This window comes from Rhodococcus sp. YH3-3 (assembly GCF_001653035.1).
GTDB classification, from domain to species: domain Bacteria; phylum Actinomycetota; class Actinomycetes; order Mycobacteriales; family Mycobacteriaceae; genus Rhodococcus_F; species Rhodococcus_F qingshengii.
Map to the genome: position 1 here is coordinate 776,752 of NZ_BCWH01000001.1, position 19,880 is coordinate 796,631.

At 60.9% G+C, this 19,880-nt stretch carries 20 protein-coding genes, 1 tRNA gene and 1 other RNA gene; 7 read left to right on the top strand and 15 right to left on the bottom strand.

Annotated features, from left to right (window positions below):
• Positions 1–81: 81 nt before the first annotated feature.
• A complete protein-coding gene (locus tag YH3_RS03705; RefSeq protein WP_007731596.1) occupies positions 82–1,053 on the bottom strand; it encodes an ABC transporter substrate-binding protein in 972 nt (323 codons plus the stop codon).
• A 26-nt stretch (positions 1,054–1,079) separates the two neighbouring features.
• On the bottom strand, positions 1,080–1,871 hold the full coding sequence (locus YH3_RS03710) for an enoyl-CoA hydratase/isomerase family protein (RefSeq protein ID WP_064443463.1): 792 nt from the start codon (positions 1,869–1,871) through the stop codon (positions 1,080–1,082).
• A gap of 191 nt (positions 1,872–2,062) precedes the next feature.
• On the opposite strand from YH3_RS03710, the gene tgt reads away from it, so the two are divergent.
• Positions 2,063–3,352 (top strand): tRNA guanosine(34) transglycosylase Tgt, encoded by a 1,290-nt coding sequence (gene tgt / locus YH3_RS03715; RefSeq protein ID WP_007731594.1) that lies wholly within the window; start codon positions 2,063–2,065, stop codon positions 3,350–3,352.
• Here the strand turns inward: tgt and YH3_RS03720 are convergent.
• From YH3_RS03720 to YH3_RS37265, 3 genes are all read right to left on the bottom strand, one after another.
• Entirely contained in the window at positions 3,343–4,077 is a 735-nt protein-coding gene (locus YH3_RS03720) for a queuosine precursor transporter (RefSeq protein ID WP_030535741.1), read from the bottom strand. The genes tgt and YH3_RS03720 overlap by 10 nt on opposite strands.
• 117 nt (positions 4,078–4,194) lie before the next feature.
• A complete protein-coding gene (locus YH3_RS36555; protein WP_238592518.1) occupies positions 4,195–5,160 on the bottom strand; it encodes a hypothetical protein in 966 nt (321 codons plus the stop codon).
• 8 nt (positions 5,161–5,168) lie between these two features.
• Positions 5,169–5,879: an RDD family protein gene (locus YH3_RS37265; protein ID WP_007731590.1), complete on the bottom strand. Its 711-nt coding sequence runs from the start codon at positions 5,877–5,879 to the stop codon at positions 5,169–5,171.
• 130 nt (positions 5,880–6,009) lie between these two features.
• On the opposite strand from YH3_RS37265, the gene YH3_RS03735 reads away from it, so the two are divergent.
• Positions 6,010–6,663 carry a DUF4190 domain-containing protein gene (locus YH3_RS03735; RefSeq protein ID WP_007731588.1) on the top strand — a complete coding sequence of 218 codons (654 nt, stop codon included), beginning with the start codon at positions 6,010–6,012 and terminating at the stop codon, positions 6,661–6,663.
• A gap of 28 nt (positions 6,664–6,691) precedes the next feature.
• Here the strand turns inward: YH3_RS03735 and YH3_RS03740 are convergent, their stop codons facing one another.
• The 5 genes from YH3_RS03740 to YH3_RS03760 form a co-directional block, all read right to left on the bottom strand.
• Positions 6,692–7,432 (bottom strand): EAL domain-containing protein, encoded by a 741-nt coding sequence (locus YH3_RS03740; protein ID WP_003943863.1) that lies wholly within the window; start codon positions 7,430–7,432, stop codon positions 6,692–6,694.
• 255 nt (positions 7,433–7,687) lie between these two features.
• The gene (gluQRS, locus tag YH3_RS03745) at positions 7,688–8,584 is read right to left on the bottom strand and encodes a tRNA glutamyl-Q(34) synthetase GluQRS (RefSeq protein WP_042447725.1); all 897 of its coding nucleotides are present in this window, start codon (positions 8,582–8,584) and stop codon (positions 7,688–7,690) included.
• Position 8,585: 1 nt separating this feature from the next.
• Positions 8,586–9,194, bottom strand: a complete 609-nt coding sequence (locus YH3_RS03750) for a TetR/AcrR family transcriptional regulator (protein WP_019746515.1) — start codon at positions 9,192–9,194, stop codon at positions 8,586–8,588.
• A 51-nt stretch (positions 9,195–9,245) separates the two neighbouring features.
• Complete coding sequence (locus YH3_RS03755) at positions 9,246–9,806, bottom strand: TIGR03086 family metal-binding protein (RefSeq protein WP_007731584.1); 561 nt, start codon at positions 9,804–9,806, stop codon at positions 9,246–9,248.
• Between the two features lie 51 nt (positions 9,807–9,857).
• On the bottom strand, positions 9,858–10,925 hold the full coding sequence (locus tag YH3_RS03760; RefSeq protein WP_003943972.1) for an Lrp/AsnC family transcriptional regulator: 1,068 nt from the start codon (positions 10,923–10,925) through the stop codon (positions 9,858–9,860).
• A gap of 111 nt (positions 10,926–11,036) precedes the next feature.
• Between YH3_RS03760 and argE the strand changes: the two genes are divergently transcribed.
• The gene (gene argE / locus YH3_RS03765; protein WP_064443003.1) at positions 11,037–12,224 is read left to right on the top strand and encodes an acetylornithine deacetylase; all 1,188 of its coding nucleotides are present in this window, start codon (positions 11,037–11,039) and stop codon (positions 12,222–12,224) included.
• Between the two features lie 26 nt (positions 12,225–12,250).
• Positions 12,251–13,540: an MFS transporter gene (locus tag YH3_RS03770; RefSeq protein WP_030535736.1), complete on the top strand. Its 1,290-nt coding sequence runs from the start codon at positions 12,251–12,253 to the stop codon at positions 13,538–13,540.
• Between the two features lie 22 nt (positions 13,541–13,562).
• Here the strand turns inward: YH3_RS03770 and YH3_RS03775 are convergent, their stop codons facing one another.
• Both YH3_RS03775 and YH3_RS03780 read right to left on the bottom strand, forming a co-directional pair.
• Positions 13,563–14,342 carry a helix-turn-helix domain-containing protein gene (locus YH3_RS03775; RefSeq protein WP_003943809.1) on the bottom strand — a complete coding sequence of 260 codons (780 nt, stop codon included), beginning with the start codon at positions 14,340–14,342 and terminating at the stop codon, positions 13,563–13,565.
• A 39-nt stretch (positions 14,343–14,381) separates the two neighbouring features.
• On the bottom strand, positions 14,382–15,053 hold the full coding sequence (locus tag YH3_RS03780; protein ID WP_007731581.1) for a response regulator transcription factor: 672 nt from the start codon (positions 15,051–15,053) through the stop codon (positions 14,382–14,384).
• A 134-nt stretch (positions 15,054–15,187) separates the two neighbouring features.
• Here YH3_RS03780 and YH3_RS03785 point away from each other — a divergent pair, with 134 nt between their 5' ends.
• A complete protein-coding gene (locus tag YH3_RS03785) occupies positions 15,188–15,496 on the top strand; it encodes a DUF6191 domain-containing protein (protein ID WP_007731580.1) in 309 nt (102 codons plus the stop codon).
• 35 nt (positions 15,497–15,531) lie between these two features.
• Here YH3_RS03785 and YH3_RS03790 read toward each other — a convergent pair whose 3' ends face one another.
• The 3 genes from YH3_RS03790 to YH3_RS03800 all read right to left on the bottom strand — a co-directional run bounded on the left by YH3_RS03790 (position 15,532) and on the right by YH3_RS03800 (position 18,290).
• A complete protein-coding gene (locus YH3_RS03790) occupies positions 15,532–16,350 on the bottom strand; it encodes a pentapeptide repeat-containing protein (RefSeq protein ID WP_064443004.1) in 819 nt (272 codons plus the stop codon).
• Positions 16,351–16,578: 228 nt separating this feature from the next.
• Positions 16,579–17,844, bottom strand: a complete 1,266-nt coding sequence (locus tag YH3_RS03795) for a Fic family protein (protein WP_064443005.1) — start codon at positions 17,842–17,844, stop codon at positions 16,579–16,581.
• Positions 17,845–18,202: 358 nt separating this feature from the next.
• Positions 18,203–18,290, bottom strand: a tRNA-Ser gene (locus tag YH3_RS03800).
• Between the two features lie 136 nt (positions 18,291–18,426).
• Between YH3_RS03800 and ffs the strand changes: the two genes are divergently transcribed.
• Both ffs and YH3_RS03810 read left to right on the top strand, forming a co-directional pair.
• Positions 18,427–18,526, top strand: an RNA gene (gene ffs, locus YH3_RS03805) — signal recognition particle sRNA small type.
• 41 nt (positions 18,527–18,567) lie between these two features.
• The gene (locus tag YH3_RS03810; protein ID WP_019746524.1) at positions 18,568–19,860 is read left to right on the top strand and encodes an aminotransferase class I/II-fold pyridoxal phosphate-dependent enzyme; all 1,293 of its coding nucleotides are present in this window, start codon (positions 18,568–18,570) and stop codon (positions 19,858–19,860) included.
• The last annotated feature ends 20 nt before the right edge of the window (positions 19,861–19,880 follow it).

Here is a 19,880-nt window from a genome sequence, read left to right on the forward strand (position 1 = left end):
CGACTGGTGTCGAACGTAGTTCTGCGGCCCGGTGGGCGACATGATTTCGGTCTGCCCACCGGACCCGTTCTCACTCTCCGCTCAGGCGGCGTTCTGCTCGAACCATCCCGAGAGGAGGACAGCGGACGGATCGATGTCCGCGGAGATCTTGCCCTGCTCGCGGAAGAATGCAACAAGTTCGTTTGCGCGCTCCACGTCGTCCTCGGTGAATCCGCGTCCACCGAAATCGATTTGGGTCACCCGGTCTGCGGCCTCGGCCGGGTCCATCTGGATAGACGCGGCAATTGCGGTTGCAGCCCGATCCGGATCCGAGTTCACGATTGCCGACGCTTCCGAGATCACCTTGAACACCTTGCCTGCGGTTTCTTCGTTCGCGGACAACCAGTTGTCCGAAGCGATGATCCATTGGGCGTACTTGGCGCCGAAGTCGCCGGTCGTGGCAACAACGCGCCCGCCGGTATTGACACTCTGCGTCACCCAGGGGTCGAAGGACAGGAAGCCGTCGATGTCACCGCGCGCCAGCAAAGCAGGCTGTTCGGGCGGGCTTGTGCTCACGAGTGTGACCGTCGTGGGGTCGATGCCGAGACTGGCCAGGTACTGGTTCGTGAAGTAGAGGCCGATGCCGGGGAAGACGCCCATGGTCTTGATCGACTTCGGCTCGACGCCATTCCTCAGTACAACCTGGAAGTATCGGTCGGATTCCTGAAATACGCCCAGCGCCCGCAGGCTCGGATTGGCGGCCATGACGGACAGTGCCGTCGAGTCGGCATTGCCGGAGAGTTCCGAAGTTCCGGCTACGACGTTCTGGGCGCCCGCCGCCCCGCCTTCCGTCTGGATGACCTGGACGTCGAGGCCGGCGGCCTCGAACATGCCCTCGTGGTCGGCCAGGAAAATCGGGGCGTACGACGGGTCTACACCCACCGCGATCCGTACCAGGCCACCACTTTCCGCGGAGTTGTCGGTAGCGGGCCGGGTGCATCCGCTGACCGCGATCGTCAGGGCGGCGAGAGAAGCGACTGCGCCCACCCATTTCTTCTGAAATTTGTTGAGCATGATGGCCTCTCGGTAAATGGGAGCTGTCAGCGTCCCGTGAAGGTGGGGGACCGCTTGTCGAGGAATGACTGAAGTCCCTCAGCAGCGTCGTCCGTCTTGATCAGGTCGAGCACTGCCTCGAATTCGAGATCCAGCGCTTGATCGAGCGGCAACGACATGCCCTCGTCGACAATGCGTTTGATCATTCCGATGGTGGCAGTGGGTTTCGTCGCGAGTTCGCGTGCGAGGTCAGCGCAATGCGCATCGAGGTCGGCGTCCGCAACGACGGTGTCGACCAGGCCGATATCGAGTGCATGCTCGGCGCTGAGGCGCTTGCCTTCGATCATGAGCACTTTGGCTCGGTGAGCCCCGATGAGGCGTGGAAGTCGCTGGCTGCCACCGGCACCCGGAAAAAGCCCAAGTCCGATCTCGGGGAAGCCGATGGTCGCCGACTGCGCCATGATGCGGAAGTCGCAGGCCAACGTCAGTTCTGCTCCGCCGCCGAGTGCGTGCCCGTTGATCTTCGCGACGACAGGTTTGGGAGCCGACTCGAGGATCCGCTGTACGTCGACCCACGGGCGCATCGCGCGCTGAGTTTCTTCCGTCAGCTCGCGCATCACGGTGATGTCCGCACCGGCGACGAAGAACCGTCCAGTGCCCGTCACGACAATGACGCGGACGGTCTGGTCCGACGCGAGTACCGGCAGTATCTCCAGAAGCTCGGCGATCATGCTGGGGTTGAATGCGTTGGCTGGAGGTTTGTCGATAGTCACGGTGGCAATCGAGTCTGTGACGTCGACGGTGACGAAGTTGTAGGTCTGGCCGGGCTGTCTCGTCAAGTGAGCTCCTGTCAGCGGGTTGGCGGGGTAAACCGGTCGAGCCGGGGGATGTGTAGTGGGAAGTATGGTGGGGACCCTCACGCGGCGGTACCGCTCGGGTTCGGTCAGTAGACCAATGCGGATGCTGATCGCGTAGGAACTTTCTTCGCTGTGATCACGGCGATATTTGCTCCTGTGACAGGATTGAGCCCGTGACTTCTGCAGTACCGACACCGCCCGCGCCCTCCGTCGACAAGCGTCCCGAGTCGATTTTCACGATAGGGACCAGGCTCGAGGACCGGCTCGGACGAACCGGAACCATCCACACACCGCACGGCGATATCGCGACGCCGTCGTTCGTGGCTGTCGGAACCAAGGCCACGGTCAAGGCCGTGCTGCCCGAGTCCATGAAGGAACTCGGTGCGCAGTCGTTGCTCGCCAATGCGTACCACCTGTACCTGCAGCCGGGCCCCGACATCGTCGACGAGGCCGGCGGGCTGGGCAAGTTCATGAACTGGGACGGGCCCACCTTCACCGACAGCGGTGGCTTCCAGGTGATGTCGCTTGGTGTCGGGTTCAAGAAGGTGCTCGCGATGGAGGCCGTCGGTGTGCAGTCCGACGACGTCATCGCGAAGGGCAAGGAGCGTCTCGCGACAGTCGACGACGAGGGCGTGACGTTCAAATCGCACCTCGACGGCAGTAAGCATCGCTTCACCCCCGAGGTGTCGATGCAGATCCAGCATCAGCTCGGCGCCGACATCATGTTCGCGTTCGACGAGCTCACAACGCTGCTCAACACCCGCGGCTACCAGGAGCGATCGGTCGAGCGCACGCAGGCGTGGGCGATCCGCTGTATCAATGAACACGAGAAGCTCACCGCCGAACGCGCTGACAAGCCCTATCAGGCTCTCTTCGGCGTGATCCAAGGCGCGCAGTACGAAGATCTGCGACGTCAAGCCTGCCGCGGACTCGAGTCGATCGAAGGCGAGAACGGATACGGCTTCGACGGCTACGGCATCGGCGGCGCCCTCGAGAAGCAGAACCTCGGAACGATCGTGCGTTGGTGTAACGAGGAACTACCCGAGAACAAGCCGCGTCATATGCTCGGCATCAGTGAACCGGACGACTTCTTCGTCGCAATCGAGAACGGCGCGGACACTTTCGACTGCGTCAACCCGTCGCGTGTTGCTCGCAATGCTGCGATTTACGTCCGCTCCGGCAGGTTCAACATCAACACCAGCCGATTCCGTCGTGACTTCACGCCTATCGACGACGAGTGCGATTGCTACACGTGCGCCAATTACACCCGCGCGTACATCCATCACCTCTTCAAGGCGAAGGAAATGCTCGCGTCGACGCTTTGCACCATCCACAACGAGCGATTCACCGTGAAGTTGGTCGACGACATCCGAGCCAGCATCGAAGGCGGGTATTTCCACGACTTCAAGGCTGACATGCTCGGAAAGTTCTACGCGGCGAAGACGCCTGCACCTCAGGCGTAGGTCGGTTCGCGCTTCTTCACGTATGCGATGACGCGGTAGGTGATCGGCATGACCAGAACCTCGACAAGCGTCTTCCACAGGAAGCCGACCAGCACGTAGTTGATGAAGTCTTCCCATGTGCTGATGCCGATGACACCGGCCGCTATGGAACAGAAGATGAGGGTATCGGCGAATTCGCCGACGACGGTCGAGCCGATCAGTCGCGCCCACAGATGCTTCTCCTGCATGCGCTTTTTCATCATGACCAGAACCAGTGAGTTCAGTAGCTGTCCGACGAGGTAGGCGGCCAAGCCTGCGACCAGCAGCCGGGGAATGACACCGACCACGGTTTCGAGGGCGGCCTGGTTCTCGTAGAACTCTGCCGACGGGAGTTGCACTGCAATCCAGAAGCACGCAGCGGCAAGAATCAGTGCGCCGAAGCCCAGGTAGATCGCGCGTCGGGTCGCTTTGAAGCCGTAGACCTCGCTGAGCACGTCACCGAGGACGTAGGCGAGCGGGAACAAGAAGAATCCACCATCGGTGATGATGGGCAGAATCTGCAAGGGACCGAGCGAGAAGTCGGAATCCGCAAAGAAGGCGACCCCCTTGGTCGCCGCCACGTTCGAGATCAGCAGCGTTGCGGTGAAGAGCGCGACGATCGTCGGGTAATAACCCCGGCTGACGTGCGCAAATTTGGTTTCGTGGGTCGATTCGTCTTGCTGATCCTGAGCTGTCACGTCCGTCATCCAAGCACCACAAGGCGCTCGGATGCGAGTTGGCGACCGTCCAGTTGCGCAGAACACACCGAAGGCCCTGCGGTTTCACGTGGAACCGCAGGGCCTTCGGTGATGCAAACGAACGGATCAGGCAGCTACATGGCCGCCGGTCAGCACGCGGTATGCGTAGGTGCTGGCGATCAACGCGACGGGCGCCGTCACCAGAAGACCGATTCCACACAGCAGCGCACCGACGATGTTGATACCGATCAGAGCGAGCGCCAGCAGGACCAACGTTCCGACGTTCGACGAGGTCAACGCGTAACTCGATTTGATGCCCGAAATCGCATCCTGATTCTTGTCCACGATGAAGGTCAGCGTGTAGTAGAGCAGGAACGCCGCGATGATGCCGGGAATGATGCAGAGAGCCAAACCGACGTAAGTTGCCACTGCTACCAGGAAACCGCCGAGAACAACTGCGCCGATGTTGGTGAATTGGAAGAAGGTGCCGAAAGCCGGCTTGATTCCATCCAATTCGCTCAACGCTCCACGAAGGAATGCGGCTTGGATGATGTAGCCGACGATAGCGGTGACCAATCCACCCACGATCGACAGCGCGCTGAATTCGGTATTGGTGTAGTCGAAACCGTTGAAAGCGCCCTGGATCAGTCCGGCGATCAAGAACGCGATGATCGAGATTCCGATCCAAACCAATGCGTTGTCTTTGAACTTGTTCCAGCCGTAGGTAATTGCCGCACCCACAGAAAGCTGCGGTCCACCGAATCCTGCGCCGTAGTCGTTGGCGGGCGGCGGTGGGAAGTTACCGCCTCCGGGAGGTGGCGGGTATCCACCGGGCGGTGGGTAGTTGCCACCGGGAGGGGGATAGCTTCCACCCTGTGGAGGCGGCGGATATCCACCTGGCGGCGGGTAATTGCCACCTTGAGGAGGTGGGGGGTATCCACCAGACGGCGGGTAGCTTCCGCCCTGCGGAGGCCCCGCCGGCGGGGGATAGCTCCCAGGAGGAGGCGTTCCCTGCTGGCCGTAGGGATCCTGGGGCGGGAATTGCTTTCCGTCCTCGGGATTCTGGTTGGGGTCGTGCCCACCGGTTGTCATATGCGCACCTAACCCTTGACTACCTGAGTTCCACCAGCGAGCTCGTCATGCTTGCCCTGCTTGGTGGGGCTGTTGTTGATGGTGACCGCGATGACGATGTACGCAACGAGCGAGAGAAGTCCTCCGATGATCGGAATGATCGACAAGAGGTTGAATGCGTTGCGAATTGCGGACTGCTGCGGAGTGGGAAGGCCCGCGCCTCCCGGGGCCTTCACCGACAGCCCAAGGAGCTTCTTGCCTGGGGTCCAACCTTGTGTGACCTCGAACCCAACGAAATATGCGAATGTCAGAAGGGCAGTCAGCAGGCCTGTTATCCAGTATCCCGAATCGACGAAGATGATCAGGAGCCCGACCACTAGGCCGAGAATGATGTAGTCGATAAGGCGAGCGCCGAATCGAATACCCAGTCCACCGGCTTCGGCGCCAGAGGGCAGCCGGTTTCCTCCGCCGTACGCACCTTGGTCGTTGAACTGCGGAGGCGGCGGGAAGTTTCCGCCCTGGGGCGGCGGCGGGTATCCACCGGGAGGCGGGTAGTTGCCACCCTGAGGGGGCGGGAAGTTTCCGCCCTGCGGGGGCGGGTAGCTTCCGCCTTGCGGGGGGCCTGCGGGAGGGGGGTAACTTCCGGGAGGAGGTGTTCCCTGCTGGCCATATGGATCCTGGGGTGGGAATTGCTTCCCGCCTTCTGGATTCTGGTTGGGGTCGTACCCACCGGTTGTCATGTGTTCCCCTCAGTCGTAAATATCGCGCTCGAGTGTGACAGTGGATATGACCCTACTGGGATCAAAGAGCGATGTGGATGACATCTGCTCACTTGGATTCGGAGGTCACCTGTGGTTTAGGCTGCGTTGTATGACGAGTTCCGGGGGCAACAACGACGATTCTTCGAGCGATTACCAGGCAAAACCTGGGTACGGAGAATTTCCGAGCCTGCCTCCTGAGGGGTACGGCGTGTCCCCGTCCGAAACGCAGTCTTCACCTGAAGTTCCCGGATATACCACTCCCAACGAGCAGTACCCGGGTTATCCACCGCCGTCGTACAACCCGCCCGGTAATAACCCCCAGCCGGGCGGAATCGGTGAACCGAACCCGTACCTGCCGCCGCAAAATTTCGGACCGCAGAATCAATATCAGCAGAATCAATATCAGCAACCCGGACAATACGGACAAGCTCAATACGGACAGGCTCAGTACGCTCAGCCGCCGAATGCGTACGGTCAACCGAATCAATTCGCGGGTGGGTACGCACCGCCGATGCAGCCGGTCGGCACCAATGGTCTCGCAATTGCATCGCTGGTTGTATCGCTTGCGGGTGGTTGCTTCTACAGTCTCGGCGGAATCGTCGGAATCATTCTGGGAATTGTCGCGCTCAATCAGATCAAGCAGACAGGTCAACAGGGGCGCGGGCTTGCGATAGCCGGAATTGCGGTCGGCGCGGCCTTCTTGGCAATTTTTGCCGTGATTCTCGTGGTCGCACTCATAGCGAGTGCATCGTCGTCGTACTGAAGTGTCGTCGTGCTGAAGTGGCGAGCGCTCACACGGGAGTGACGACGGACGACGCAGGAAGTGGCTTGCCGAAGTAATAGCCCTGGCCCATGTCGCAGCCGGCCCGCAAGACGTTGGCTGCGTGTTCCGCGGTTTCGACGCCCTCTGCGATCGAATCAAGCCCTAGCTTCCGAGCGATGTCGGCGATGGACTCCATGACCATGAAGGCGCGGTCTCCAGCACGACCCGCTGCGCTGACAGCCCAGGTCAAGGATTGGTCGATCTTGAGAATGTCGAGCGGCAATTCCGACAATGCGGAGAAGGACGCGAAGCCCGCCCCGAAATCATCCAGCGCGATTCGAATTCCCTCGTTGTGCAAGACGTGAAGAGTCTCGGCGGCATGCCGGCCTACGACGCCGAGTTCGGTGACTTCCACGATTATTCTGCTCAGTGGCGTTTGTGAACTGTCGAGCGCTCCGAGGATCTCGTGAGCGGCGTGCGGGGTAGCGAGTTGGCGAGGCGAAAAGTTGACCGCGACCATCATGTGCTCAGGCCACGACGCTGTTTGGGCACAAATCATTTCCAGAGCTTGTAGCCCGATGGGAATGATGAGCCCAGAGGATTCGGCGGAGCGCATGAAATCTTGAGGTTCGATCAACCCTCGCAGCGGATGGCGCCAACGCAAAAGAGCTTCATAGCTGATAATTGCTGACGAGTTCAGATTGACCTGGGGTTGATACAACACCTCGAATTGATGGTCGTCGAGTGCCTCGCGAAGCTCGCGGACCATGCGTATTCCTTTTCGTCCTGAGTCGCCCGTGCCGCACGTGCGTGTCAGCGTGGATGCTGCAAGTGGGTACTGTGGTCGGATTCCAGGTTCAGATCCCGGGCGTGGTTTTGCAGGAACAACTCGCCCTGAATTTCCTTCGCCAGTCTCGACCGTACTTCACTATTCGAGAATTGCCAACGAATAGCTATTGCGGACGGCTTTGTCATATCGGACAATCGTAGTTTTGTTCCGACGAGGCACCGATTGATACGTCACTTACTTCGCCGGGAAAATCCACGGGGTCCGGGGGATCTTGCGAGAGTCGAATCGATCCGCCAATTGGGGTGGTGTGACAACCTCGCCGGGTTCGGCGAGACCGATGCTCGACGCGATCATCGTCAGAACCTGCTCGGTACTGCGTCCGGCCTCGAGTTGATCTGCCAGAGTCACTGCGCCGTCGCGCTTCGCGAGTCGCTTGCCTTCACTGTTCAAGGCAAGAGGAACGTGGGCGTACGACGGTGGTTCGATGTCGAGCAGCTGGGCAAGGTATGCCTGACGCGGAGCCGAGGTCAGGAGGTCGTCGCCGCGAACCACCTGGTCGATGTTCTGTGCACCGTCGTCGACGACAACGGCAAGGTTGTAAGCGGGCACCCCGTCTCCGCGGAGCAGGACGACGTCGTCGACTGGTCCCGTCACCTCGCCGAACAGTTCGTCATGGACGGTGAACGAGTCGATGCCGGCCCGTAGCCTCAGCGCGGGAGATCGGCCACTTGCCGATTTCTCGGCGCGTTCGGCCTCCGAAAGGTTCCGACACGTGCCGGGGTAGGCGCCGTCTGGAGCATGGGGCGCTGACGGTGCCTGCAGGATCTCCTTGCGTGTGCAGAAGCAGGGATAGGTCAGGTCACGCTCGCGCAATTGGTCGATAGCCTTGTGGTACAAGGGAAGACGGTGTGACTGCAATACGACTGGGCCGTCCCACGTGAGGCCGAGCCTGCGCAGATCGTCGAGTTGTCGTTCCATCGCGCCGGGGCGGACACGGTCGAGATCCTCTACCCGAATGAGGAAGTCGCGCCCGCTGGTGCGGGCGAAAAGCCAAGCCAAGAGGGCGGTTCGGAGGTTTCCCAGATGGAGATCGCCAGACGGGCTCGGCGCGAAGCGTCCTGCTCCTTCCACGTCAGCTGGCGAGCCCGACGGAGGCGAGCGGGTTCTCGGCGTCGTGCAGGGTGAGGCGGATCTGGGTTTCCAAAGCGTGATCGAGGTACTGCGGCGGATACATGGCGGGGCTTCCGAGTGCGTCGAGTGCCAATCCATTGACGGTTGAAAGCAGAAGTGCCGCTCTGGTTTCCGCTTCGGGAGTTCCGATGCCGATCAGAACTGTCGAGATGCCGGTGCGGATTGTGAACAGGGTTGTCCGGCGGATTTCGGAGAGTGACTCACTGGTTGCGGCACGCACGGCAAACGCGGCGAGCACATGTGCCTCGCGCGTGCGTTGCTCGTCGAGGGGCAGGAGTTGCGAGAGTGCCTGGAACAGGGCGGTATGCGGGTCTGCGTCGGCGGACGATTCGGCCAGTCGCGTCAACAATCGATCGACGAGTGTTCGCAGTGCGAATGCGAACATCTCGTCCTTGGTCGAGAAATGATGTTGCACTGCGCCGATCGAGACACCCGCCCGTTTTGCGACCTCGCGAACGCTGGCATTTTCCAGTCCGGATTCCGCGGCGACATCGAACAATGCCGCCGCAAGCAGGTCTGGACTCGTGGAGGATTTTCGGCGTTCCGGCATACCGCGACATTACATGCGTATGGAAGTAATGCCCACGTCAGGGGTGCTTTTTCACGCCTTCCGGCCGAGGAAGGCAAGGAGTTTCGTCGCTTTGTCAGCGTTGTCCGGAACCTGTATTTCCGGGCCGCACACACCGCTCATGCGGATCGACTCGCCCAGGCCCGCGGCGATCTCCGACACCCACTCCACGTCCGCGTCTCGCATCGTCGTATCGGTGCCGGTTGCGGCCGCGAGGTCCCAACCGTGGATGACCAGATCGAAACACAAGAACCCTTCGACCGTGGCCCCGAGGTTGGTCCTGCCGAAGTGTCCGTCGTATTCCAGGGTGGACTTTGCCGGATCGTCCAGAATTTCCTGCATCGAATCGCGGACGGCCGCCCAGGCTGCCGACGGGTCGTCGTCGACCGACGGACCGGGTGCCAATTCCAGGCCGACTACCTTGACCATGTCTCGTTCGCTGTCGAGCACGTGTCTCACCACGTCGCGGGCAGTCCAGCCCTCGCAGGGGGAATCGTCGTCCCAGCGGTCGGCGGGTACGGCGTCGATCCGGGCCGTGAATCCGGCGGCCAGATCCCGATAACGCTGGGCGGGGGAGATCTCTGTTGAAGTCATGACAACAATCCTTCACCGCCACAGCGCATCGTGATTGATTATTTCGGACATTCACTCGATCTCCGGGGCTTCCGCCCAGATGTCCATCGGTACGACCCCGGCACTCTTGCCCTCGTCGTCGAGAAGTCGGCCCACCCTCTTCATCGATCGCAGCACCACTGACCTGTTCAGCACCACCAGGCCCGGTGCCTCTTGTGCGAGTTGTACTTCGGTAATGGGAGTTTCGCGAAGGGAGTGTGCGGCGATCGCGAGCAGTGTGTTGGCGCGTCCACCGGATATCCGCATGCACACCCGCGTTCCCGGCACTCGCTCCACCAGGGCACGAATCGTCGACCGGTCCGTGGGATCGACATATCCCCACACCCAGGTCACGAGGGGCCAGCCGGACAGTGGCAGAGACACGTCGCAGCGGAACACGATCTGGTTGCGCGACGTCAATTCGGCAAGTCGCCGCCTGACCGTACTTTCGCTGAGGCCGGTACCGACCGTGAGCTCGGCAATCGAGGATCGACCGTCCTCGCCCAGCTTCAATATCAATTGGCGGTCGACCGCGTCGAAGGTCTTCCCGTGATGGCGCTGATCCGTCGGAGCATATTTGTAGCGCACAGGCCGGTCTGTCATCACCGCCCGCTGCGTGGCATCGAGTACCTGCAATTTCCAATCGTCTCCGATCGCGAAGACCTCGGTGACGAGGTGTGCACGCGAACTGACGATCCCGGGTACCGACGCGAGCGACCGAAGCAGGAAGCGCGACAGGAAAGCCATGTCTCTGACCTCGACGAGAAGTGTCAAGTCGCCTGGGCCGCTTGTGTGTTCGACGCTCAGTACGTGCGGCCAGCGGGCAAGTCGTTCTGCAATCGTCAACGCGTTCGAAGTCGTGCAGTCGACTTCGACAAAAGCCAGACACGACTCCGGACGGCCATGGCCGGTTGCCCTGGCAGAGACCCAGGCGGTGCCGGAATCCTGTAACCGCTGCCAGCGGCGAGCCACGGTAACCGGATCCACTTTGAGCGCGTCGCCAACCGTGCGCCACGACGCTCGCGGGTCGAGTTGCAGGCAATTGATCAGGGCGAGGTCGACGTCGTCCAGTACGGCGGAATCCTGCGTTTCTTCGATCATGGTGCAAGTATCGTGCATCTTCACTGTGTCTGGGATCACTTCATTCATGCTCGAAGGGCAGAACGCGGTGGCGAGTGCCCACCGCGTTCATGCTGTGAAAGGAGAAACCAGATGTCATCGACCACGTTGCCCGCTGTTCCGACAGAGAGAAGCCTCGAGTGGGTGCAACGCCTCATCGGAATCGATACGACGAGTGCCGTGAGCAATCGACCGTTGATCGATCTCATTGCGGCGGAACTACGTCGCCATGGGGTCGAGCCGGTACTTGTTGCCGATGACGAGGGAACGAAGCTCAACTTGTTGGCAACGTTCACTCCTCCTGACGGAAGTACTGCCGGCGGTGTGATGTTCTCCGGCCATACAGACGTAGTGCCGGTCGACGATCAAGACTGGAGTAGCGAGCCTTTCACGCCCGACGTTCGCGACGGAAGCCTGTACGGACGTGGCACGTGCGACATGAAGTCGTTCATCGGGATCGTCGTCGCTGCGATCCCCGACATCGTTGCTCGGCCGCTGGCGAAGCCGATTCACTTTGCATTCTCCTACGACGAGGAAGTCGGCTGCATCGGTGCGGCCGGGTTGGTCGAGGAGGTTGTTTCCCGGAACCTGCGCCCTGATGTGTGCGTCGTCGGAGAGCCGTCGGAGATGCGGGTCATTCGCGCACACAAGTCGATGAACGTCATACGTGTTGATCTGCATGGTGTTTCGGCGCACTCGTCGCTTACTCCGCAAGGAGTCAACGCGATCGAATACGGCGCGGAGTTGATTCGGTTCGTCAGAAGCGCGGCCGACGAGCTCCGTGCGTCCGGCCCGTACGACGACGCATTCGACGTGGCCTGGACGACGTGTTCGGTCAATCTCGTATCCGGCGGGATCGCAGTGAACACTGTCCCCGAGGATTGCTCCATCACTTTCGAATTCAGGAGCATCAGCTCAGCTGGCGCCGCAGATTTGCTCGAACGCTTTGCCGCCGAGACGAATCGGATCGAGAACCTGATGCAGGAAGAAAACCCGTCAGCCTCCGTGACGATGCACGTGTCGGCCTCGGTCCCTCCCCTGGAGACGGATGCGAATGCTTCGGCGGCCGCACTGGTCGAACAATGGGGTGGTCGGGCCTCGGACGAAAAGGTCGCGTACGCCACCGAGGCCGGGATGTTCGCGACTATCGGTATCCCCACTGTCGTGTGTGGGCCGGGAAGCATCACTCAGGCGCATGCACCTGACGAGTACGTGACACTTGACCAATTGGCACAGTGCGAGCAATTCGTTCGGAACGTCATCGCTCACGCCCGCGCCTGACCCACCCTGACCCCCTAAGGAAAACCATGTCCACGGCAACTACGCCAACCTCCGGAACAGTCACCCCGGAACGCCTGGCCGCTGCTCGCAAGGCGGTGATCAGCAGTTCGCTCGGCGCTGCGCTCGAATGGTTCGACGTCATCGTCTACGCATCATTCGCAGTGGTGATCGCCCATAATTTCTTTCCCGGCGGCGACAACACGCTCGGTTTGATACTGACGTTCGCGACGTTCGCGATCTCGTACGTCATCCGGCCGCTTGGCGGGATGGTTCTCGGTAGCTACGCCGATCGTCGCGGGCGCAAGAACGCCTTGACGTTGACGATGATGCTGATGATGATCGGCACGCTCATCATGGCCGTGGCGCCGACGACCTCGATGATCGGACCGTGGGCCGGCGTCGTCATCCTTGTCTCACGTCTCATTCAAGGATTCTCCGCCGGCGGTGAATTCGGTACTGCTACAACCTTCCTCGTGGAGACTGCGCCACACAAGAAGGCGTTCTACTCTTCCTGGCAAGTTGCCAGCCAGGGTGCCTCGGTTTTCCTGGCATCGCTGTTCGGATACGTGCTCAACACTCACCTTTCGCATGAAGCGCTCTACTCGTGGGGCTGGCGCGTTCCGTTCTTCTTCGGCATCATCGTCGGGCCGGTCGGACTCTACATCCGTGCCAAGCTTGACGAAACGGACGATTTCAAGACGAGCGTTCCGGAAAGGGCTCCGCTGAAGACGACGCTGACCAGGCATCTCGGCCGGGTGCTGACCGGTGCCGCCGTAGTGGGCGTCGCGACTATCTCGATCTACCTCATCTTGTACATGCCGACGTTTGCCGTGAAGAACCTCGGAGTTTCCGCCTCGGCCGGCTATCTCGGCGGCATCGTCGCCGGACTGGTCACCTTGATCACCGTGCCGTTGATCGGGCATCTTGCAGACCGGGTCGGACCGGCGAGAGTTATGACCTGGGCCGCCGTTGCGGCAATCGTCTTGGCCTGGCCGCTCTTCAAATTGATGGTCGATCACCCGTCGACTCTGACCCTCGTCCTGGTTGTTTCGGTCCTGGGTGTCATCATGGCGTTTGCCTTCGGTCCCTTGCCCGCCCTGATGAGTTCGCTGTTCCCGGCAGAGATCCGGGCTACCGGAATGTCATTGTCGTACAACCTCGGAGTGACTTTGCTAGGCGGAATCGCGCCGTTGGTCTTGACCTGGTTGATCAGTACAACAGGCTCGCTCGACGCCCCCAGTTACTACTACATGACGGTCGCAGTTCTTTCCCTCGGTGGGCTGTGGTCGGCAAGGACGCTTTTCAGCCAGAAGTGACGGCGGGGGAGCGCGGTCGGGATTACGCGACCGCGTCTCCCTCCGCCAGCGCGACAACGGTATCCGACCCGTGCCAGTCGGGGGCTTGGGTGCGGAGTAGAGCCGCCGGGGTCAGCGACGAGATTCGGCGGCATTCACGGGTCAAGTGGGCCTGATCGCTGAATCCGCAGTGGGCGGCGGATTCAGCGAGTCCCAGCGCGGGTCGACTGCGAGCGAGCGCCATGAAGCGCTGGAGGCGCAGGATCGAGCGCAGCGTTGCCGGGCCGTATCCGAAGGCGTCGTTGCATCGACGTTGGAGTTGGCGCGAAGTCAGTGCCGCCGCGTCGGCGAGAGAGCTGACATTCCACGAATGTTCGGACAGTGCGGTGCGAACGTGGTTGATCACCGGATCGTGACGGAAACTCGAACTTACCCAACTCCGAACAGCGCTTTCGAGGATGGAGACCTGTTCGTGGTCTTCGGAATTTTCCAAGCGGTTCAACAGTATTCGTTCCGTGCGTGCGTCGGTTACATCGCTGAGATCGGCGCGAGAATCCCGAAGCTCGGACGCCGAGGTTCGCAACATCGGCGATGCCGATCCAGGGCGGAATCGAACACCCACGGAGCGTGTTCCGGGCGGAAGAGTGAATGACCATGCAGCGGTTTCGGGGCCACAGACGCGTATGCCGACGCCGCGTATCCACAGCACGTCCATGCAAGCATCGGGCACGAGGAGGTGTTCTCCTTCTGCGCACGCCGTCCAGCCACACACCAGGATGTCGGAGAGATCCGGGGCGACCGATTGTGGTGTGTACCAACCCATGACAAGAGCTTATCGAGCGGCACCGACACGAAGGCGACTTCAGTCGACCGGGCCGAAGCGGTATCCGAATCCCCTGATGGTTTTGATGTACTTCGGTTTCGCGGGATCGGATTCGAGTTTGGACCGCAGGCTGAGAATGGTTGCGTCGACTACACGCGTCCTTTCGTGGTCGGAACCCCACACGTTTCGGATCAGGTGATCACGTGAGTACACGCGCCCAGGCTCGGTCGACAGCTCCAGGAGTACCCGCCATTCGGTCCGACTGAGGACCAGCAGCTTTCCGCCCATCGTCGCCGTCATCGCACGTCGATCGAGGAGCAGGTCACCGTGACGTTGGTGTTTGCCGGGGGCGGGATGTGCGGTTTCACGAAGGATTGCGGTGACCCGAAGATCGAGCGCGTGAGAATCGATCGGGTTCAGCACAAAGTCCGAGACAGCGCGATGTGGTGCTTCGTCGATGTCCTCGTAGGTATCCACCAGCATCATGATCGGCATCGAACTGCGCAAGCGGATCTGCCGTGCGATCTCGTAGCCGTCGATGTCCGGCAGAAGGAGATCGATCACGGCGATATCGAAACTGTCGGTGTCCAGGTCATCGAGTAGGCGGCGCCCGGTGCGGACGAGCTGTATCTGGTGCCCGAAATGTATTAATTCGGTACCGAGTGTCTGGGCAAGCTCCGAACGGTCGGTAGCTGCAAGTATCAAGCTCACGTGAAATCCTCCCCCCGAAGGTGTTACTAGTCGTAACAGCTTGCATTCTGGCAGATCATCGACCGCGGGACCAGACATAGGGCGGCCGATCGGAAGTCGAGGGAACCGGGGGCGTTCGTCGCTAGACTTCTTTCATGGGCACTCTGTTCGCGTTGACGCTGCCAGGCTTGCTCGTGCTGCTGGTCCTGTTCGCTTTCGCCGAGACTCTCTGGAACCGGCTCACCGGCGGCCGGGCACTGCCGTGGACTCGGGGACGTACGACTCGTCCGGTCTCGGCCGCGGGCTTCGAAGAGGTTGCTGCCCTGTTTCAGGGGTCCAAGCATCATGAATTCGAACAGCGTCAGAGCGCATTGATGCATCGTGAGGACGGAACGGACGGTGACCCGCCGTGGGTGTCTGTCGATCCGGAAGCTAACAAGGTCGTTCTCCGTCGACGGAGTTGACAGTCGCCGACAGACGACGGAGTTGACAGTCGGGTTCAGGCCCAGTGGCTGGGGCGGGTCAGTGAATCGGGCAGCGTGGTAGCCGAATCGCCGATCGCCGCGTTGATCTGGAACTGCGTGAGAAAGATACTGCCGCGGAGTTTTGCGCCGCGAATGTCGGTGCCGCGCAAGTCTGCACCGATCAGATCGGCTCGATCGAGTTCGCAGTCGCGGAGGTCTGCACCGATCAGGTAACTCCCGCGAAAGTTGGCCCCACGTAGATCGGAACCACGAAATTTGGCGCCGATGAGGTCTGCGCCGCGGTGGTCGAGTTTTCGACCCTTCTTGGTTGAGATCGGTGAGCGCACAAGGTTACTCGTCTGCAAGAGCAGTGTGTTGACTGCCGCTCGGTGTGCTGAGACGTCGACGGTTTGAATCTGCGAAGGTGTGCCGTTGGTCAGGCTTTCCGTCTCTGCGAGTGCAGCGTCGAGTTCCTTTCGTATCGAGTGGGTTTGCTTCAGCGAGCGGGCTTCGGCGAGATACCAGAGCAGTTCGTGCAACTGGCGTATGACAGGGAAGGTTTCGAACATGTCTGACGCGGTCTCCGGGGCATCACGCCAGCTGACGCCGTCGTAGGTCTGCTGTGAAACCTTCTGTCCCGCACCGAAACAGTCGTAGACGGTGCAACCGGTGAAGCCCTTCTTTCGCAATCCGGTGTGAATGCCGCAACGGAAATCCTGCTGCAGGTTCTTGCAGGGGTCGCCGGCATTCTTTTTGGTCGCGAAGTCGGAGGACTTGGAAAAGGGGAGTGCGACGCAGCACAGACCGAAGCAACTGCTGCAATCTGCGAGCAGATTGGTCTGGCCGGCAATCACGCGTACTCCCGATGGTTGGGTTGGACGGAAAGTCTGTCCTCGGGTTTGTGAGTCTGTCAAACGAAATTGCGTGGTTCGGCAGCAAGAAGTCCAGCGGCTCCGAGGTCGTATCCCGCGCAATTGCGGGGTACCAATCCGGCAGACGTGATTCTGGACCACGCTCGTGAAGTAGGTCGAAAATCGGGTGGACGGCCCAGCTCGCCTAGCCCATCTGCGACCTGGCGAAAATCACTCCCCATCCAGATCGAGGAGCGATACCCCCCGTGCCGTGAGCCGGAAGCGCAGCGGTCTCTTCGTAACCGTCTCAATGATCCCGGCATCGTCCAGGCGCTGAAGTCGCGGGCGGGCGAACTGGCTGGATCGACCCACCACCTCGACCAGGGTGTTCAACTTGATGGCGCGGTTCGCCTCGAAGCAGTGGGCCTGACCCAGGGTGAACAGGACTGCGCCGATGTGGTTGCTATCAACCGGCGGCGTCGACTCGCGATCGAGTCCCAAGTTCAGCGGAAATTCCTCATCCTCCACCAGAACGCGGATACGCGCCTCGAGTGTGTCGATCTTATGCCGCCTCTCGGAGAGGTCGAGCAGCAGTCGATGTTGCGCCTCGGCGATGATCTCCAGCATATCGATCAGGTAGGGCGTCAGATCTCCGCGGTTCAATGGATTCTCCGCGTCAGAGAATGCTTTGTAGTAACGATCCTTGTTGTCGGCGACGGTCGCCGACAATGCCAGGCTCGCATACGGAGCCAACACCTGTCGAAGGTCCAGCGCGAGAAGGTAGCGTCCGGTTCGGCCGTTGCCGTCGTAGAACGGGTGCGTGTACTCGAAGATGAAGTGCGCGACCACTGCCCTGATCAGTCGTGGAATCGAGTCGTCGCCCCCCTGGCTCAGCATGAGGGTCAGCGCGTCGTCGATCGCTGTTTCGGGTACCACACCGGTGTGCACGACCTTGATTCCTGACGTGATCGATACTGGCCCTTGCCGGAACCGCTTCCGATCGGGGGCGTCCTCGTCGCGAATCTCGCCCCGAGTTACCGCGTCGTAGACGTCTCGGATGTCGTCGAGCGTCTGTGGACTCTCGGCCTGGTCGTTGCCGATATTGAGATAGAGCCGCACCATCTCGGCGAACCGCTTGTTCGCGAGGGGTTGCTCCGCCCACACCATCTCGATTGCCTCGCTGATCTCCTTCCGGGTTGAGCGGACCTGTTCGATCTCGTTCGTTGCCTGGATCTCGTCGATCACCATGCGATGCAGGTAGTGGGTGCGCGCGAGGGCCGGCAGCCCGTTCCACTCAGCCCGGATCTTCGGCTCGAAGCTCATGATCCGTTCGATCAGCGCTGCGACTTCGGGTGTCATCAGTGCGAACGTCGAGTGTTCGCCGATCAGTAGGTCCCAGTGGACGGCGGCGGGAGAATCGCGTCGCGCTCGCTCCTCAGCATCGGCACCAGCACGATCTCGTTGGTGAAAGATCGATTTCAACGTCCTGTACGCCATCTGGTCTCTCCCTGTATCCACGCTATATTGCCGCCTTGCTTTCCATGCCTATCTTATCCAGAATGGGATCTGGATAAATAAGACTTGCGGCGCGGGTGTCATTTCATGACCAACGCGGGCTGCAGGAGCAGATGTGGCCATAGCTTCCCGAATCGGGTTCGGGCCATCGGCGGGCCACTCGAAATCACGCAGCAGCATTCCGATTCGGCGCGCTGCGGGATCGAAACCACCACGAGTCGGCAGACCGTCTGAGCTCGCAGAACATCGAGCTGAACCGAGACCCTGTTGCATTACTCGTTGCATGAGGACAGAAAAGAACCCCTGTGAACCGCTTCTCAGCAGTTCACAGGGGTTCCTTTGGCGGAGGATAGGGGATTTGAACCCCTGAGGGCGTTAACCCAACCCGCGTTCCAGGCGAGCGCCATAGGCCACTAGGCGAATCCTCCGTGGAGCAGCATACCCAATTGCGGGCGCGAAGCGTTAAACGGGTACCTGACCTGCGAAGAACCGGTGGAACTCGAGGTTTGCATCTCGGCCCCGGTAGGTGGTGTGCAGCGGCCGGAGAAAGCCGTCTACACTGTTCATTGGATCCCGCGCGGCGCGCATCCTGTGAACTCCCCCAGGGCCGGAAGGCAGCAAGGGTCAACGGGCTCTGCCGGGTGCGCGGGGTCCTCTATTTTTTCACATACCCGACCCCGCCTCGTCGGTGAAAGGCCGCTCCGGATGCCTATCCAAACCCAGATCGGGTTGATGAGCCATGAAGAACTCACCTCCGAGCATGAGAGCCAGAGCGCGAAGTACACGCAGCTCCAGGCGCAGAAGCTCGCACTCGATCTGACCCGCGGTAAGCCTTCCCCGGAACAACTCGACCTTTCCGCAGAGCTGCTGACGCTGCCCGGCGACGGTGATTTCCGTGACGGAAGCGGCACCGACTGCCGTAACTACGGCGGACTCACCGGTCTGCCGGAACTGCGCGCCATCTTCGGCGAGCTGCTGGGTATCCCCGTTGCGAACCTTCTCGCCGGAAACAACGCGAGCCTCGAGATCATGCACGACAACGTCGTGTTCTCACTGCTTCATGGCACACCGGATTCGGCCCGGCCGTGGGCACAGGAAGAGAAGATCAAGTTTCTCTGCCCGGCACCGGGCTACGACCGCCACTTCGCGATCACCGAGTCCCTCGGCATCGAGATGATCGCGGTGCCGATGAACCACGACGGCCCGGATGTCGTCAAGATCGCCGAACTTGTTGCGTCAGATCCGCAGATCAAGGGCATGTGGGCGGTTCCGGTTTACGCGAACCCCACCGGTGCCGTGTACTCCGAAGAAATTGTCCGTACGCTCGCGTCGATGCCGACGGCCGCGCCCGACTTCCGCCTGTACTGGGACAACGCGTACGCCGTACATCCGCTTGTCGGCGAGACTGCGCCTTCCTACGACATTCTCTCGATGGCAGCGGAGGCCGGACACCCCAACCGTCCGCTCGTGTTCGCGTCGACATCCAAGATCACTTTCGCCGGCGCTGGTGTGAGCTTCTTCGGTAGCTCGGCGGAAAACCTTGCCTGGTACCAGAAGTTTCTGGGCAAGAAGAGCATCGGACCGGACAAGGTCAATCAGCTTCGCCACCTGCGTTTCTTCGGCAATGCCGACGGCGTTCGTGCGCACATGGAGAAGCATCGCGCGTTCCTCGCGCCCAAGTTCGAGCTCGTACTGCGGATCCTCGAGGATCGTCTCGGTGCTTCGAAGGTCGCGTCCTGGACGGAGCCGAAGGGCGGATACTTCATCAGCCTCGACGTGGTCGACGGCACGGCCAAGCGCGTCATCGAACTGGCGAAGAACGCGGGTATCGCGCTCACCGCTGCCGGATCGGCTTTCCCGTACAGCACGGATCCGGACGACCGGAACATCCGGTTGGCCCCGAGCTTCCCGTCCACGGCTGAACTCGAAGTTGCCATGGACGGCGTGGCTACGTGTGTTCTGCTCGCAGCTACCGAATCGCGTCTCTCCGAGATCTGAGTTCTCGAAGCGGCGTGCCC

Coding starts and splice junctions, on each gene's coding strand:
- argE (WP_064443003.1), top strand. CDS start 11,037: ATGTCATCGACCACGTTGCCCGCTGTTCCGACAGAGAGAAGCCTCGAG.
- YH3_RS03760 (WP_003943972.1), bottom strand. CDS start 10,925: ATGATCGAAGAAACGCAGGATTCCGCCGTACTGGACGACGTCGACCTC.
- YH3_RS03750 (WP_019746515.1), bottom strand. CDS start 9,194: ATGCCGGAACGCCGAAAATCCTCCACGAGTCCAGACCTGCTTGCGGCG.
- YH3_RS03810 (WP_019746524.1), top strand. CDS start 18,568: ATGCCTATCCAAACCCAGATCGGGTTGATGAGCCATGAAGAACTCACC.
- YH3_RS03720 (WP_030535741.1), bottom strand. CDS start 4,077: ATGACGGACGTGACAGCTCAGGATCAGCAAGACGAATCGACCCACGAA.
- YH3_RS03740 (WP_003943863.1), bottom strand. CDS start 7,432: ATGGTCCGCGAGCTTCGCGAGGCACTCGACGACCATCAATTCGAGGTG.
- YH3_RS03775 (WP_003943809.1), bottom strand. CDS start 14,342: ATGGGTTGGTACACACCACAATCGGTCGCCCCGGATCTCTCCGACATC.
- YH3_RS36555 (WP_238592518.1), bottom strand. CDS start 5,160: ATGACAACCGGTGGGCACGACCCCAACCAGAATCCCGAGGACGGAAAG.
- YH3_RS03735 (WP_007731588.1), top strand. CDS start 6,010: ATGACGAGTTCCGGGGGCAACAACGACGATTCTTCGAGCGATTACCAG.
- YH3_RS03755 (WP_007731584.1), bottom strand. CDS start 9,806: ATGACTTCAACAGAGATCTCCCCCGCCCAGCGTTATCGGGATCTGGCC.
- YH3_RS37265 (WP_007731590.1), bottom strand. CDS start 5,879: ATGACAACCGGTGGGTACGACCCCAACCAGAATCCAGAAGGCGGGAAG.
- YH3_RS03795 (WP_064443005.1), bottom strand. CDS start 17,844: ATGGCGTACAGGACGTTGAAATCGATCTTTCACCAACGAGATCGTGCT.
- YH3_RS03785 (WP_007731580.1), top strand. CDS start 15,188: ATGGGCACTCTGTTCGCGTTGACGCTGCCAGGCTTGCTCGTGCTGCTG.
- YH3_RS03705 (WP_007731596.1), bottom strand. CDS start 1,053: ATGCTCAACAAATTTCAGAAGAAATGGGTGGGCGCAGTCGCTTCTCTC.
- YH3_RS03770 (WP_030535736.1), top strand. CDS start 12,251: ATGTCCACGGCAACTACGCCAACCTCCGGAACAGTCACCCCGGAACGC.